Source organism: Paenibacillus sp. FSL R5-0341 (genome assembly GCF_037975235.1).
Taxonomy (GTDB): Bacteria; Bacillota; Bacilli; order Paenibacillales; family Paenibacillaceae; genus Paenibacillus; species Paenibacillus amylolyticus_A.
In genome coordinates this window covers 1,955,988-1,972,470 of sequence record NZ_CP150241.1, presented here as the reverse complement: position 1 = coordinate 1,972,470, position 16,483 = coordinate 1,955,988, and the positions used below count along the sequence as shown (strand labels likewise).

The following is a 16,483-nucleotide window of genomic DNA, read 5'->3' as shown; positions in this document are numbered from 1 at the left end:
TCGGAAATGTTGATGAATAGAGTTCACTTTCATGTATCATAGACAATCTCCCCAGATCCCTTCTCCGGACACCGTTTGCCAAACACACCGACAACCGTATATTGGTCCATAGTATCAGCTCCGGTCACGATCAATTTCCCACTTCGCAGCCAGGCATGAGCCATCATATGTCCTTGCTTATTCCGTGCAGTCCCCATATATAACGTACTCTCTATCTTGCGTCGCTCAAGCATCTTCATCCCGGCAATCGCCATCACCAGGCAGCGGCTTTCCCATAACGTATATTTGCTGGCGAGCACAATCGCTTTGGAAATATTCCGTATCGCGATTACCTCGCTGCGGTCGAGTCCGGTCATCGGTGTTTCGACCATGGGCGTCCCTAGCCCTGGTGCGATTTTGGCAAATGGCATAGCCTTCAGGATTCGCGCCCAACCCAGGAGGACATAAGCTTCCCAGATCAGTCGGCGCATCGCGCGCGGAAGGGAGAAATAGGCCTTTATTTTGCGCAGCATGGTTCTACACTCCGCGAGTAACGTCGATTAATCCTTCGCGGGACAGATGTTCCAGGAATTGCACTACCTGCTCACGACATACATCTGGCTCAATCTCATACTCCGCAGCCAGCACCTCAACCAGTTCACCCAACGTGCGTTCCTCTGCGATCAGATCCCAGATTCTCCCGCCGGTACTTCCGAGATTATAGTACTTTCCAGAGCTAATGCTCATCATGACTTTTTCACTGCCCATATCACTGACCAGATTGCCTTCCTTCCGGGTTACCCGGTCATCCACATTCATCGGCGTAGTCGCTGTCATTGTCCTGTATGCACTCCTTTGCGTATATGATCTGTGATCCGATCCACCATCTCAAATGCTGTAAACTCAGCACCGGTTCTGGTCAATCTGCCAATTTCCACACTTGCCGAGAGTCTTGAGACGGTCTCGAACAGCCATTGCGCCAATCCCTGCCTTGCAACAAGTCCACCACGGAACGTATGGGAACATAACAGATGCAGTCGTTCCAGCCCTGTCACTTCAACCAGTTGAACGGACGTATGGTCTTCTTCCGGTTGTGGAGCAAGTTCAAATACCCCTGCCAGTGGCACAGCCATCTCATGAAAATAGTGCTGAACAGGTATCGCATACTTCGTAATCTCTGCATGAACCGTTGCATAATCCTGTTCCTTCATGCCGAAGCCATCCAGACTGGGCTGCCACAATTTCTGCTGCGGATAACCAGGTGATACGATGGCTCTTCCCCCGGCATCCCAGGTCAGTGCGACAACATCATCGGTGAGAAGCGGATACCCGCGTGATGCGAGTGCAGCCGACAACGTCGATTTACCTGCCCCCGAATGTCCGACAAATGCGTAAGCCCAGCCATCAATAACAACTGCACTACCATGCAGCGGAAGAATGCCACGTTGCATCATAATGACCGCCATACATGTGCCCAGAATGAATAATCTAACCTTCTTTTCATCTGCTCCCGGCTGGGGGCATACAACGATGCGCTTTCCGTGCTCCATTAGAAACAGACCTGTATCTTCGATTTTGAAAAAAAGGCTGCCTTCCCGTGCCACAAAGTTGTCGTTGCCGAGATCCCACTTTTCCCATAATGTATTCAGATCTGATGACTCAATGTGTACATCCACGACATCAGAACGAATCTCTGCATCCTTGGGTACGCTCTGTAATTCAGGCATTGGAATTTGGCTCGACCAGCGCAAACCATACGCTACATAATGCACAGGCAACAATGAACGACGCCTCCTTCGTAATAAAATGTAAAAAAAAGCCCTTATATTCGTGTTGCTCAATATAAGGGCGGAGGCGAAAAGCTGGATTTAGTGCATTCCGCCCTTTAAGTATGATGACACTTCATAAAACTTAATAACTTAGGAAGTTGGATCGTACAGATCCGCATCGTGAACCGTTACCCAGTCAATTTGTCTGTAACCAGTACCGGCCATCGTTTGATTGACTTCCAACACTTCAAGAGCTGGTGCTTGCCATTCCTTTTTTTCCATTTGCATCGTATTCACCTCCTTTCATGTGCCCTCATTCAGAATTTCCGAATGAACCGATAAACGATCAGACTATGCATCATTAATCGCAGATCTGGATGAGAAGCAAGTTCAGGTCTCGGACTCGGAAAATTGGCTAGAGCAGACTTGATACGCTCCGTGTTTAATATGCCAGCAACCTTGCTGTCAGAACACAACGCACGCAACTCGGCCGTAAAGGCATCCCAATTCGGAATGATGCGATGTAACCAGTCCGCCGGCTGTACACCCCGTACCCGCTGATTCAGTCTGACCTTGTCAGGCAACTCTGGTGAAGTAGCCCGGCGAATCAAGGAGCGATCTGTCCCGTGTTTCACATATTGTTCAATCGGTACGGACAAGCAGAACCGAATGACTCTGGCATCGCTTGTCGGGTCACGCTCCCAAGCCCGATAACGGAGAGAACATTTCGTGGCTACAGCACCGTTTTTGTTCGCAATGGCCAGATTATTGAATTTCTCGGCACGCACTTTGAGTGCATCCGCCTGAGCACCACCCTGCAGAACAATAATGGATTTGAGTCGTTCCAGTACACCCGTTCTTTGCGCAAAATCAGGATGGATCAACTGCACGGATGCAGCCTGGCTGGCTCCTTTGGATTGAGCCTTGAACCAATCCGGATATGCCTTTTTCCCGGTGATCTTGGCTATACGGGAGAAGGGCATGCCGGTCCGTTCACTATACTGCTGCATCTCACGGAACCAGCGGTACCAGCGACCACTTTTCAGTAGACTGGCGTAATAATCCAGAGCCGGCCCCCAGGAGATGGTGAAGTTACCACGTGCTCCTGTGAGCAGAATGCCTGCATCCTGCTGGCTCGCTTTTTCATAGAATCCGCGTATCCAGAACGAATTTTCAAAGTATTTATAGGGCATTTCCATAATGTCGAGCCAGGTATCTACTTCACTAAGTGGACTTCTGCCTTCAAAATCAAGATAGTTCTCGGTTATATTGCCGACATGATTAATGGTGGAACGAATGAAGGGCCTCTCGTCCGCCAGCAACGTTTTCGACGTATAATCAGTGAAATCCGGCACGGGAACATAACTATAGGCATGCAGCCGTTTGCCCTGACTTCTCAGTGTTCCGGAGGCAAAACCAACCACGGCCCCAGAGTCCAACCCGCCACTTAATGCAGCAGCCACCTGTCTATGGGTTCGCAATCGTGATCCGACAGCCTGCCCAAAGACCTCTCGAAACGCTTCTACATACTCACCGTCGGACTTAAGTCTTAGAGGCTCCACTTCATCCCAGCGATGGTATTGCTTCAGTTCCAGCCTCCCGTCCCGGAAGACAAGTGTATGTGCAGAAGGCAGCTGGCTTATTCCCCGATATACGGTCGAGTTGATATCTGCTGAATCATGCATGTCAGGAATGGCAAGGAACTCAGACAACCAGGTCTCATCAAGTTCTTTATGTACCCCTTCAAGCCCGAGCAACGGATTCATGAGTGTACAGAAAGCAAAACGTGAACCATCATGTCGGTAATAAAAAGCTCTCATGCCTGTAATGTCTCTTGCTGCATATAGTTTGCGATTCCGATCATCCCAGATGGCAAATACAAAATCCCCTAGCAATCGGACAGCTACATCGTCTCCCCAGCGTTGATAGGCACGCAAGATCAGTTCACTATCCGCCAGCATAGCCAGTTCCGCTCTGGATATGTGTAATTGATCAGCCAGTTGTTCCCGATTATCCAGGATGGCATCTGCTGTGATAGTCAGACCGCTATCCTCATCATATAAAGGCAGCTTCTCGCTCACTGATTCCGGTGTAATCCACTGGGCATGACAGCTGAGGAACGCCTCATGTCCCTTCCATACGCCTGTCGTATCTGCAGGAACATGCCCCAGGCTTGCATACAAACGCCAGCTGTCTTCCCATAGCGCCTGCTGACCATCGTTGTGAACAATTCCTGCTATGGCGCTCATGATTTCCCTCCCCGTAGAATCTTGCGCTGTGAAGCCCAGGCGCTGATCTGATGACCAAATGGTACCCATGATTTGATACGCTGTATTTTGCTTTGAGCGGAGGCCAGCTGGACTTTCAAGCGCTCACGCTCACTGTATCCCCGTTCCAGACGATGATCTGCTGCACGCAGTGCGGCCTGCAATTGCCTGATCGTTGCCAGCGCAGCCAACGTCGGATCTGTCTTTTCCTTTCCTTCGCCAACTGGATCATTCCGATTCGCGAGCGAATCACGAACAACAGAATCAGCTGGCTGCAGCCGGTATTGTTGCTGCCACTGGCAACCGGTCGCTACCGTCAACTGATGCGTGATTCGGTCAATGACCTCCTGATCCGGACTTGCCTCATAACGAACACCCGTCCATTGTTCAGCTTCCGCCAGCTGTTCACTGTACCCCATCCGGTGGAACAGATCTGCACCCATCACACGGCAATACAGTTCAACTTCTTGCGGATCTAATATTCTTTTCCAGTTGTTAACAGAACCCTGATGAGCCTCTTGATGCGAAGAGAGGAATGGATCACCCACACCCATACTGTAGAACATGTCAGATTTTGCACTGTCCAGAAACTGTCCATACTGTTCCATACCCTGTTCATATCGAATTCCCAGAAATGCACATAGTTTCTCGAGTTCTTCCTGAGGTCTGGCGACCAATTGTTCATATTGCAGTTCATGCGCATTGGCGTGTGGTTCGGCAAAATAATCATTCAAACGGAGCATACCCAGTGTGAGATCTACAGCTTTCATATTTAATTTGTTACTCTGCAGACTATGAGTCAGGTCGAATCCTTCACCTGTATGACGGTTTACCTTTTTGAATGATGCTGCGATGGCCAGAGGATTACGCTGGAGATGAATGCGCCTGGACTGCGGGAACAGACGATCCAGCCATTCAAGCATGTAATAATAACGAGGAGATTTATCAACGATGAAATCTGCTCCACTGCCTTCCAGGAATCCATTGTAGATCTCAAGAGCAAAACTTCTGCACGCCTTTTCAAAGACATCCTCAGATACCATGGCATTGTAGAACTGACGCATGATGGAGCTGCCACCATAAGCGCGTGAATCGGTCTTTGGCAGATCGACGAGACTCATCAGAAACCACATTTCCTGGGTGGCAAATATACGGCTGTGATTTTGCAGCATGACGGTGGATAACGAGCTACCACTGCGGGGAACACATAGTAAGAAAACAAGTCCGTTACCTTGAGCGTCGATCAATGGCAGCCTCTCCTCTGTTCATTAAAATAAGCATGCAGCCGGGATAGACCAGACTCTACTTTTGTGCTTGGCAAAACGATTACTACGAACGCTATAGGTCAGCATTTTGCAACATTCCGTCGGAATTTTACCCAAGAGTGATGCAAAATACATGTATTCTTTCGACAACTCTCAGATACGTTATGTATTCATAGTTTTACTCTATGATACAAAATGTATCATGTCAATCTTTTATTTTCACCTTTTCATAAATTGTTACTCTTTCACTGTATTCTGCTGTCTGTCGTTTAAGCACTTATTCATGAGCAATTCTGAGCAGGATGCACAAACGCGAATAAGCTCCAGACATGTTCTGTGAGGAACAATGCCTGAAGCCACAAGAGTATCCATTAAGGAGTTAGTATGAAAACCGATGAAAAACTAGCCCGTAAACCTTACATTTGAACTTTTCCCAGCAGCTCCGATACGCCCTTTTTGCTCTTCTTCCTGATCTGCCAGTGTAGCATCCTGCATCCCCTTTTGTACCTTCACGGTTAACAATACAGCAATTCCAGCGACGAAAAAGAAGATGAGTGACAGAATGCCCCAACGCGTGGAACCAGTGATCTGCCCAACATAACCAAACACAAATGGACCGAAGATCGAAGAGAATTTGCCTGTAATATTCACAAAACCAAAATACTCTCCCGTTCTGCCAGCTGGCATCAGATTGCTAAACAGGGAACGAGCTGTGGATTGACTCACACCCTGCACGACACCAACCAGCCCAGCGAGTATATAAAAGTGGCTCGCTTGTGTCATGAAATAACCAAGAATCACAATACATATGTACACGGATAAACTCACGATCAATACCTGCTTCGCTCCCCAGCGCTGTGCCCATGCTCCCAATAACAAGGTGCACGGAAATCCGATGAACTGTGTCAGCAGTAGTGCGAGCATCAAGTCGGCTGTACCAATACCAATACTTGTCCCATAAATCGTAGCCATCAGAATGATGGTATTAATGCCGTCATTAAAAAACCAGAAAGCCACCAGCATACGGATTAACTGGGGAAAACGCCGCATCTGACGGAAGGTTTGCCGCAGTCTGCGAACGCCCACCACGGCGTACCCTTTCCATGATCCAGGCATGTCCGGTGATGCAGGTCGTCTCGGAGCATGGCGAAAGATCGGTATCGAGAACAGTAACCACCATAACGATACAGAGATGAACGCAAGCCTTGTACCTGCCAGTGTACTGCTCATCCCAAACCAGCCCGGTTGCTGTATCATCAGCATGTTTACGGCAAGCAGCAAGCCTCCTCCAATATATCCATAGGCATAACCTTTGGAGGATATCATGTCCCTGCGTTCCACGGGAACCAGATCCGGCAGCATCGCATCGTAAAAGGTGTTACCACCCGCAAAACCAATGGTCGAAATGACCAGTAACACAGAAGCAAGGAGCCAGTCCCCTTCTCCAATTGCGCTGAATCCCAATGTAGCAAAGACGCCTATGATTGCAAATACACGCAGGAAGTCACCCTTCCGTCCTGACAAATCAGCCAACGTACCAAGTAGCGGTGTTAACAGAGCTACGCACAACATGCCAATGGAATGTGTATAGGCCAGGTAGGAGGCAGCGGTATCCGTATCCAGCGTAGCTGCAGCCACCGAAGCATAGAATACAGGCAATACTGCCGCCAGTACTGTTGTTGCATAAGCTGAGTTGGCCCAATCATACATAATCCAAGCCTTAATCGCCTTTTTATTCACATGAATCCTTCCTTTACATGCATCTCTATATTAGTGCGTGTTTAAAAAAGTCTAAATGGACTTTTTAAACAACCTCTATTTAGATGCCATATCGATGTCTTCCTCCTATTGTAAAGGAAGGATATCACACTTGTTCACTGTTTATGTAAAAAATGGAGCAGGTTCTGTTCTTAAGACTCATCTTACCTCCGAGGTGAACTTGCGTAATTGTATCATTTTATATCCACTCTCATCACATATCGTCCTCGCCCGTGAATATACTTAATTACCGACAGGCCAAACTGTGCCGCGTAATCAATGGGGGGTGCCTACATGTCAAATTCACACCAGCCTTACTCGTTCGTCGTGTCGAAGGAAGATTGGTCGCTTCACCGCAAAGGGTACCAGGACCAACAGCGCCATCAGCAAAAGGTGAAAGATGTCATCAAGCAGAATCTGCCTGATCTGATCACGGAAGAAAACATCATCATGTCTGATGGAAAACAAATCATCAAGGTACCAATCCGCAGTCTGGATGAGTACCGTTTTGTGTATAACTACCAGAAGCAAAAACATGTCGGTCAAGGAGACGGTGACAGTCAGGTCGGAGACGTCATCGGTCGTGATCCTGCTGCTTCACAGAAGCCCGGCAAAGGCGAAAAAGCTGGTGATCAGCCTGGTCATGATATTGTGGAAGCCGAAGTTAGTATTGAGGAACTGGAAGATATGCTCTTCGCTGAGCTGGAATTACCCGATCTGAAGCAGAAAGATAAAGACCTGATTGAGACACATACGGTGGTATTCAACGATATTCGAAAAAAAGGCATGCAGTCCAATATTGACAAGAAACGTACCATAATGGAGAATCTGCGCCGCAATGCAACAACCGGCACACCAGGCATCCATCACATCAGTCCGGATGACCTGCGCTACAAGACATGGGAAGACAAGATCATTCCACAATCCAACGCCGTTATTATTGCCATGATGGATACATCCGGGTCCATGGGTTCATTTGAGAAATACTGCGCGCGCAGCTTCTTCTTTTGGATGACCCGTTTTCTACGCCGACAGTATGAGAAGGTCGAGATTGTGTTCCTCGCCCATCATACTGAAGCCAAGGAAGTAACCGAAGAAGAGTTCTTTACCCGTGGCGAGAGCGGAGGCACCATCTGCTCCTCTGTATATATGAAGGCACTGGATATTATTGATAGTCGTTACCCACCTTCCAGCTACAATATCTACCCATTCCACTTCTCTGACGGGGATAACCTCACCTCGGATAACGAACGGTGTGTGAAGCTGATTGGTGAGTTAATGAAGCGCAGCAACATGTTTGGATACGGCGAGGTGAATCAGTACAACCGCAGCAGCACACTGATGTCGGCTTACCGTCATATCAAGATGGATCAGTTCATGTATTATGTGATCAAAGAAAAAGGCGAAGTGTACAAAGCTTTGCGCAGCTTTTTCCAGAAAAGGGAAGGAGGCAGCGTTAGATGACAGATGAGATCCGCGACCTAGAATACGCCATTGCCGAGATTATGGAGATTGCCGATGGATTTGGCCTGGATTATTACCCCATGCGGTACGAAATCTGCCCATCGGATATTATTTATACATTCGGAGCCTACGGCATGCCGACCAGATTCAGCCACTGGAGCTTCGGCAAAACATTTCATAAGATGAAAATGCAATACGATTTTGGACTCAGCAAAATTTATGAGCTTGTCATCAACTCCAACCCTTGTTATGCCTTCCTGCTGGATGGCAATTCCTTGATTCAGAACAAATTGATCGTAGCCCACGTACTGGCGCACTGCGATTTTTTCAAAAATAATGCCCGCTTCTCCAAATCCAATCGTAATATGGTCGAAAGTATGGCCGCTACAGCCGATCGGATCAGCAATTATGAGATGGAGTACGGAACGGAAGCGGTTGAAGCATTTATCGATGCCGTGATCGCAATTCAGGAACATGTGGACCCACAGCTGATTAAACCCCGCCATTTGGACAAACAACGTTACATGGAGATGAAAATGCGGGAGCAACGTGGTGAGAAAGCTCCACGGCCAGAAGGTCGCTATGATGATTTATGGTCACTTGACGTCGTGCAGGCCGAAGAAGCACCAGCCGAAGGCATACAAGTCCATCATTTCCCTCCTGAACCGGAGAAGGATGTTATGTGGTTTATTCAGGAATTTTCGGAAGTGTTGACCGACTGGCAGCGGGATATCATGAGTATGATGCGTGAAGAGATGCTTTATTTCTGGCCACAGATGGAAACCAAAATCATGAACGAAGGTTGGGCATCCTACTGGCATCAACGCATTATACGCGAGCTCGATCTGAACAGTGAGGATACGATCGAATTTGCCAAACTCAACTCCTCCGTGGTGCAACCATCCAAACAAAGTCTGAATCCGTATTATCTGGGACTGAAGATTTTCGAGGATATTGAGCGCCGCTGGGATAATCCAACCCGTGAAGAACAGGAACGTTGGGGCCGCAAACCAGGCCAAGGTCGTGCCAAAATGTTCGAGGTGCGTGAATTCGATTCCGATACCTCATTTATCCGCAATTACATGACCAAGCAATTAACCGAAGACCTCGACCTCTACGTATTTGAGAAAAAAGGCCCGGACTGGAAAATTACCGACAAGGCCTGGGAGAACATACGGGATCAGCTCGTATTTTCACGTGTCAACGGGGGTTCCCCTTATCTGGTCGTGCAAGATGCTGACTATTTGCGGACCGGAGAACTCGTGCTCAAACATCAATATGAGGGCATCGAGCTGGATCTGAAATATATGGAACGCACCCTGCCTTATCTGTATCGCCTTTGGGGACGTACGGTACATGTAGAGACACGTGTCGAGGATAAACCAATCTGGTTTACGTATGATGGCAAGAAGCACCACCGCAAGTTTTTGTGAGGTTGTAGATAAGATTATTAAGAGATAAGACACCAAAAAAGCGGCAAGTTCCCGACATACACGGGGACTTGCCGCTTGGCATATAAAAGAATTTAGGATTGTACCGGTGGTGTACCATTGCCCTGCAACCGCAGCGGTACAAAAAAGTCATGCTCTACTTCACTTGCCGGCAGTGGACGACTGAAATAATACCCTTGAATCTCGCGGCAATCATTCTGCATCAAAATATCCAGTTGACCTTTCGTCTCTATACCTTCGGCGATGACTTCCATCTTGAGATTCTGTGCCATCGATATAATGGTCGCCACAATGGCTTGATCGCTGTGACTCTCTGTAATGTCCGTCACGAATGAACGATCAATCTTGAGCTTGTGAATCGGGAAATGCTTCAGATAACTCAGTGAACTGTATCCAGTACCAAAATCATCCAGGCTGATCTTGACACCTAGCGCCGTTAGTTCGTTCAGGATCGCCGTGGATACTGTTGCATCCATCATCATGCTCTCTGTAATCTCCAGCTCCAGATATCGAGCATCCAGCCCTGTCTCATGGAGTGCATTTTTGACCTGTTCTACCAAATTGGATTGATGGAACTGCTGGCTGGACAAGTTAACCGATACCGGAATGAGCGGTCCACCACTGGCATGCCAGAGCTTCATCTGCCTGCATGCTTCCCGCAGTGTCCAGTTGCCAATTTCATAGATCATGCCCGTCTCTTCTGCAAGCGGAATGAACACATTGGGTGCAAGCAGACCTTTGAGTGGATGATTCCAACGAATAAGAGCCTCCACACCAATCATACGGCTATCCTCGGTACGAATCTGTGGTTGATAGTACAAGACCATCTCATCGCGCTCCAACGCTTTACGCAGGTAACCTTCCAGTTCAATACGTTCATAGAGTTCCGAATCCAGTTGAGCGGTGTAGAACTGAAAACCATTCTTGCCGTTCTTCTTCACTTCATACATGGCGGAGTCCGCATGTTTCAGCAAAGCATCCACGCCTGCGCCATGATCGGGATACATCGCAATTCCGATACTAGCTGTCACGTAAAAGTCATTCTCCTTCAAGCGGTAAGGTAACTGAATGGCTTCCACAATCTCTTTTGCAAGTTCTGCCACGCGTACCTCTGTCGCTTGATCATGGGTTACAACTAATGTGAACTCGTCACCACCCATGCGGGCCAGCATAACATTCTCCATAGCCAGGGGATCAGAAGCTTTTATAGCTGCCATGATCCGGTTGCTAACTTCTCTTAGAAATACATCCCCAATGGAATGTCCCAGCGAGTCATTAATCATCTTGAACCGGTCTATATCCATGACCATAACGGCAAATGAATTTCCTTTTCCTTCTGAATCTTGAATTGTATAAGCCAGCACTTCATCCAACTTGCGCCGATTGGGCAGCCCCGTCAACGGATCATGCAAAGCCTGGTGACGAATGTTCTCCTGAGCCTGTTTCTCTTCCGTAATGTCCTTGATCAGAATGTGACTTCCCACATGCTTACCATCAATCACAACAGGAACTACAACAATACTAAGGTCCAGAAGTTCACCCTGTATGTCTCTCATCTTGGCCATGTAGTGCGCCTGCTCCATCCCATTATCATCCCAGTCGATGGAATCAAATTCACTGATCCATTCGATATCAATCCGTTGAGCAATCTCATCAATGGAACGATCCATGACTTCTTTTTCAGGATATCCGGTGATCGTCGTTACAGCCGCATTAATGCCTTTGACAATACCTTCCTTATTCACTGAAATAATGGCATCCGAATGGTTATGATACAGGGCCTGGTACCACTGCTCATTCTCATGAATCCGTCGATCTTTCTGTGACATTCGCTGATTGATAAATATGCCAAACAACGTCAAGCCAAGTGCAATAAATGTGCCCGATGCGATCAAATAGGCGAGAATACCTGGCTCAATCTGCATCCCTGAACTAGTTATCGACCCATCTGAATGATGGAAATGCGCAGCTGACATTCCGGTATAGTGCATTCCGGATATCCCCACACCCATAATGAGACCGCTCCCCATCTTGTAAACCCAGGTATGTCTGGATTGACGATAACGGAAGAAAAACATGAGCCACAATGCCGCGAATGAAGCAATGGCTGCAATCAGAATGGACAATACCACTCTGCCCGCCTCATACGTCACAGGAGTCGACATCGCTGCCATGCCCACATAATGCATCGAGCTGATCCCTGCTGTCATAAGTACTCCAGCAATCATGAGCTTGCTTATCTTGCCGGATTGTCTACCCGCAATGTTCAAGGCCACACCTGATGCGATAATAGCGAGCAGAACAGATAGAACAACCTTACCGGTGGAATAGGAGACCTGCGTAGGCAGGACAAAAGCCAGCATACCTACGAAATGCATGGACCAGATTCCCAAACCCATGGAGACTGCGCCGCAGGTAAGCCATACACTTCGCGCCATCCCACTAGTCCGGCTTACACGACCCGCAAGGTCAAGCGCTGCGTACGAAGCTAGCGATGCAATAATATAGGATAAAATAACAAGTTCTAAGTTGTACGTACCATGTAGGTGCTCCACTCACTCTTTCCTTTCAGCCGGGAAATGCCTCATATGTATGCAAAAATGTAAAAAAGAAGCGAGTGCGCTGTCTGGATGACAGGCACTCCCTCCGCATCATTTGACTTGTGAACACAGACTTAGTTCAAGCCGGTGTCATACATCGGAACCCGTTTAATATCAATGTATATAGTCTAAACGTCCTAGCATTGAAAATCAACACTTTTTTCCAGAAATACGGATGTTACATACCTGACATTTTCGTATTCAAATCCTTATCTGAATATTCTATTTGCGAGTCAGTAACAGACTGCCAAAACCGGAAGTATCTCGATAAGAATTACCTGATGCATCACTCCAGATGGAGACACTGCTTCGCTTGCCATCCCCGGCGCCATCATCATTAACCTGAAGATCGAATCCAATCCATCTTTTCCCTTCAGCAAGAACACTCTCTAGTGGAATCGCCGCCTCAACTATATAGCCCCCACTTGTTAATCGGGTGGCTGATTTGAAGCTTTCTTTCCGTGCATTTCCTCCAAAAGAACTCTCATTATCAAAGTTAACCCGGTACTGGGCATCATCCTCCTGGTAGTATGTTGTCTGATCTTTGCTCGGGTCGATAAAAATCTCGATCGAATCCTGCTCATGGGCATTAGAACTTAATTTGCTCCGCAGAGGATCTTTCACGTCTGCCAGCACATATACATACTGCTCATCCCATAACAGCTGCGCTGTTGCCGTTGCTCCGGAATTCCCAAGCGCCCATACATCTGTCGTGATCGATGCTGCCTTTTTCCAGACCCGATCCTTCTGACCATCTACAACCGGGGTGCCATAGGTGACCTTCGCATGTTTCAGTGCAGAGCCCAGCCTCAGCTTGCCCCGATTGGCAGGTATATTCGGCTGCTGATCGGAGATATCATTCCATACGATCGTAGCTGTCTTTCCGGCAGCATATTCATCCGTAATCCGAAAATCCAGAGACAAGACCTGGCCTTCGGTAAGTAAAGCGGCTGACAAAGGCAGTGATGCGTATACAACATAACCCGTTTTTGTCTCCTGTACGCTATATGCAATCTTATCCTTGCCTTTGCCCCCCTCTCGTTTGAACGTATACTGACCATTTGCAGGCGGTGGATTTTTCTTCTTGGCAGATAAACTATCTCCAGAAGATGCAGCAACCGTGTCCTGCGTTTCTTCCGCCAGGAAAACCTGAACCTGATCACCTTTGCGACGTGTGGTATCCTTCACTTCCACTCGCAAATTCACCTTTTTGGCATCCCATAGTAATCTCGCCTCACCGGTAACTCCGGATGTACCATCTGCCAGATGGTGAATATTGAGTCCTCTTACAGCACCCCAAAGCATATCTTCCTGCCCTTTGCGATCCGGGAGAGAAGGACTAGCCTTAGGTGCTATCCATTCATTGCGATATACCGGCAGAGTGGAAGCGTCCACCAATGCCCAATAAGCAGGTTTCGCTTTCAATTTTCGATCAAACAGCAATGGTGCATCTTTACGCCCTTTCACCGGATGATTATCGAGCCATGTGCCATCATCGGCAAGTCCCCAAACGGTCACACTATCCAGTACACCTCGTTCATCGAATTCGTGGAACAAGTCGAACAACTCACGATAACGGTAAGCCTGCTCTAGCATTAATTCATCCGTTACAGCTTTTTCCTGTTCCGAAGACCCTGAATAGATGGAAACGTCCAGTTCCGTCACCTGAATGTTCACTCCAAGTGCAGCTACCCTGTTAAAAGCTTCTCGAATCTGTTGCACGTCCGGTCCATACATGGATACATGCATTTGAAAACCAACGGCATCGATTGGCGTTCCTTTGGCCAGCAGCTTTTCAACCAGTTCCACCATGTCATTCAGCTTGCTTGCACTACCCTCCAGCCCGTAATCATTGATAACCAGCACAGCATCGGGATCGGCCTCACGCGCATAACGGAAAGCCAGCTCAATATAATCGCTGTCATCCCCGTCACCGTCCACATCTCCAATGATGTCTCTCCACTTGGAGCCGCTCGCCTCATTACGCAGTCCGCCTCCGTCCGAGATGACTTCATTGACGACATCCCATGTGTGTACTTGCCCTTGGTAACGATTCATAATCGTTTGAATATGTGTCTTCATCCGAAGAAGCAACTGTTCTCGCGTGGCTGGCTGTGATGCATCATCCGGATGGGTGAAGAACCATTCTGGCACCTGGCTGTGCCACAATAGCGTATGCCCTCTCACCTGCATGTTGTTCGCTTCAGCAAAGTTCACTAGACGATCCGCTTCGGACCAGACAAACTGACCCTCGCGTGGTTGCATAGCATCCATTTTCATAAAGTTACCTGCGGTAATACTGTTAAAGTGTTTCGTTAACAACTGGGAATGTGGATCTTGTTCATCCAGTGCAGATAAGTCAATCGCCGCTCCCAGCGCATAGGATGTTGCAAGCGTGCTTGCCAGATTCGGGATATCTTCCTCAATCTCAATCTGCTCTGCAGCTGTAAATAACACATCATCAATGTAGAAAGGAATGGTGTCAGCCGGAGTAACCTGCTCTGACTGCTTCCATGGAGTCTCGGCATATACCCTTAATCCGGTAATTCCGCTGTTTTCTCCCGGAACGACGATATCTGCCTCAATCTTCTTCCATTCGCCTTTGTTCAAGGTCGTAGAAGCAAAAGAAGCATATTCACGGCTTGCGGAATCATCGTTATATTCCTTTTCCAATGAACCGTTAATAACCTGACTCGCAGGTCCTTCATCATACATCGCCCAGAACGACACATGAACGGTACTTCCCTTTTGCAGATGATCCAGCACCTCAATCAGTGGTCCGTGGAATGTCTCTGTCCGGGACGAGGTTTTCAGGCTGTGTGTGCTGTTATGACCGATGCCGGTTACTACCTCCAAATGCTCACTGCCCCGTGAACGCCAACTGCCGAGGTTCCCGTCTTCAAAATCAGCCGCAAACAGTTGTGCGCCAGGTGCGCCAGGCTCACCCGGATTCTCTGGTGCAGGTGTCACCAGCCGAACGTTGAACGCATCCAGCAGGTATGCACTGGTGGGATCGCCACTCTCCAGATACAACAACAGATCGGTTCCTTGCTGGAAACTGTACTGACCCTGCAGTTTGACCCACTCCTGATCCGTCACTTGCTGAGCTGCATTCACTTGATCGTACTGCGCAGGCTCGTTGCCATCCCGACGTTCCACCGTAAATTTCAGATTGGCAGGTACGGAGCCTGGGACCAGCTTCACATATCCGGAGATCTCAACTACTGCATCCTTCTCTACTACACCTGTCAAAGATAATGCAGGGCCATGCCATGCCGCTGTTCGTCCCGTGGTCTGAAGTGAATACGCCCCTTCATATGCCTGATCTCCGGTAGCCGCGACGGTTACTCCGCCTCTCGCCGTCCACCCTTGAGTCGTACCATCCTCATACGAGTGAGCCAGTAACATATCCCCGGCTGCTGCAGCATTCACACGTGATCCTTCTGTACCGATACTAGGTAACAAACTGAAAACCATCACAGCTACCAAGCATAACCTTAACCATTTCCCGCGCATTCCATCTCCTCCTCGTAGGTTCATGTCAACGTTCTATGACTCTGCCAAGCGTTGGGCCTTTCACAACAATGTACTGCATACATGGATATACTTGTTGATTATTACGCTGGCAACAATCTTCATTGTTGCACGGATGGCATCAGGGACACCTGATGCATGGTCATCAACCTTTACGAGTGAGTATGACTTTTGCCACTCATACTTACTTTTTCGATATTAAGTAAGCGGTTACAAATAAATTTATGTTATTATACCTTTTATTGTCAATACACATAATAAGTGAAAATAACACCCCCTTTAAATTGTTGTTAACCCTCTATCCAGCGGTGAAAATCAATGAACTATCTATTATCATCATAACAAGACGATACGATAAAAGAGCACAGCCTATGGCTGTGCTCTTGTTTGTTCCAA

11 protein-coding genes are annotated in these 16,483 nt (G+C 48.0%); 2 read left to right on the top strand and 9 right to left on the bottom strand.

The window, feature by feature from the left end:
• Positions 1 to 29: 29 nt before the first annotated feature.
• The 7 genes from MKX75_RS08995 to MKX75_RS08965 all read right to left on the bottom strand — a co-directional run bounded on the left by MKX75_RS08995 (position 30) and on the right by MKX75_RS08965 (position 7,020).
• Positions 30 to 512, bottom strand: coding sequence for a lasso peptide biosynthesis B2 protein (locus MKX75_RS08995; RefSeq protein WP_339169351.1), 483 nt, complete (start codon positions 510 to 512; stop codon positions 30 to 32).
• A gap of 4 nt (positions 513 to 516) precedes the next feature.
• Positions 517 to 816: a lasso peptide biosynthesis PqqD family chaperone gene (locus MKX75_RS08990; protein ID WP_339169350.1), complete on the bottom strand. Its 300-nt coding sequence runs from the start codon at positions 814 to 816 to the stop codon at positions 517 to 519.
• Positions 813 to 1,760 (bottom strand): aldolase, encoded by a 948-nt coding sequence (locus MKX75_RS08985; protein ID WP_339169349.1) that lies wholly within the window; start codon positions 1,758 to 1,760, stop codon positions 813 to 815. The genes MKX75_RS08990 and MKX75_RS08985 overlap by 4 nt, the downstream gene beginning before the upstream one ends.
• Before the next feature lie 138 nt (positions 1,761 to 1,898).
• Positions 1,899 to 2,030: a paeninodin family lasso peptide gene (locus MKX75_RS08980; protein WP_105408482.1), complete on the bottom strand. Its 132-nt coding sequence runs from the start codon at positions 2,028 to 2,030 to the stop codon at positions 1,899 to 1,901.
• A 35-nt stretch (positions 2,031 to 2,065) separates the two neighbouring features.
• Positions 2,066 to 3,997: an asparagine synthase-related protein gene (locus tag MKX75_RS08975; RefSeq protein WP_145146747.1), complete on the bottom strand. Its 1,932-nt coding sequence runs from the start codon at positions 3,995 to 3,997 to the stop codon at positions 2,066 to 2,068.
• Positions 3,994 to 5,262 (bottom strand): sulfotransferase, encoded by a 1,269-nt coding sequence (locus MKX75_RS08970; RefSeq protein ID WP_339169348.1) that lies wholly within the window; start codon positions 5,260 to 5,262, stop codon positions 3,994 to 3,996. Before MKX75_RS08970 ends, MKX75_RS08975 begins: the two co-directional genes overlap by 4 nt.
• 420 nt (positions 5,263 to 5,682) lie before the next feature.
• Positions 5,683 to 7,020: an MFS transporter gene (locus tag MKX75_RS08965; RefSeq protein ID WP_339169346.1), complete on the bottom strand. Its 1,338-nt coding sequence runs from the start codon at positions 7,018 to 7,020 to the stop codon at positions 5,683 to 5,685.
• A 312-nt stretch (positions 7,021 to 7,332) separates the two neighbouring features.
• Between MKX75_RS08965 and yhbH the strand changes: the two genes are divergently transcribed.
• Positions 7,333 to 8,502 (top strand): sporulation protein YhbH, encoded by a 1,170-nt coding sequence (gene yhbH, locus MKX75_RS08960; protein ID WP_062833500.1) that lies wholly within the window; start codon positions 7,333 to 7,335, stop codon positions 8,500 to 8,502.
• The gene (locus MKX75_RS08955) at positions 8,499 to 9,935 is read left to right on the top strand and encodes a SpoVR family protein (RefSeq protein WP_062833499.1); all 1,437 of its coding nucleotides are present in this window, start codon (positions 8,499 to 8,501) and stop codon (positions 9,933 to 9,935) included. Before yhbH ends, MKX75_RS08955 begins: the two co-directional genes overlap by 4 nt.
• 92 nt (positions 9,936 to 10,027) lie before the next feature.
• Here MKX75_RS08955 and MKX75_RS08950 read toward each other — a convergent pair whose 3' ends face one another.
• Positions 10,028 to 12,508 carry an EAL domain-containing protein gene (locus MKX75_RS08950; RefSeq protein WP_339169345.1) on the bottom strand — a complete coding sequence of 827 codons (2,481 nt, stop codon included), beginning with the start codon at positions 12,506 to 12,508 and terminating at the stop codon, positions 10,028 to 10,030.
• A 267-nt stretch (positions 12,509 to 12,775) separates the two neighbouring features.
• Entirely contained in the window at positions 12,776 to 16,069 is a 3,294-nt protein-coding gene (locus MKX75_RS08945) for an endo-1,4-beta-xylanase (RefSeq protein ID WP_339169343.1), read from the bottom strand.
• Positions 16,070 to 16,483 lie beyond the last annotated feature (414 nt).

What these genes read in the sequence shown, in the direction of transcription:
- MKX75_RS08995 (WP_339169351.1), bottom strand. Translation starts at nt 512, where the DNA reads ATGCTGCGCAAAATAAAGGCCTATTTCTCCCTTCCGCGCGCGATGCGC.
- MKX75_RS08990 (WP_339169350.1), bottom strand. Translation starts at nt 816, where the DNA reads ATGACAGCGACTACGCCGATGAATGTGGATGACCGGGTAACCCGGAAG.
- MKX75_RS08980 (WP_105408482.1), bottom strand. Translation starts at nt 2,030, where the DNA reads ATGGAAAAAAAGGAATGGCAAGCACCAGCTCTTGAAGTGTTGGAAGTC.
- MKX75_RS08975 (WP_145146747.1), bottom strand. Translation starts at nt 3,997, where the DNA reads ATGAGCGCCATAGCAGGAATTGTTCACAACGATGGTCAGCAGGCGCTA.
- yhbH (WP_062833500.1), top strand. Translation starts at nt 7,333, where the DNA reads ATGTCAAATTCACACCAGCCTTACTCGTTCGTCGTGTCGAAGGAAGAT.
- MKX75_RS08955 (WP_062833499.1), top strand. Translation starts at nt 8,499, where the DNA reads ATGACAGATGAGATCCGCGACCTAGAATACGCCATTGCCGAGATTATG.
- MKX75_RS08945 (WP_339169343.1), bottom strand. Translation starts at nt 16,069, where the DNA reads ATGCGCGGGAAATGGTTAAGGTTATGCTTGGTAGCTGTGATGGTTTTC.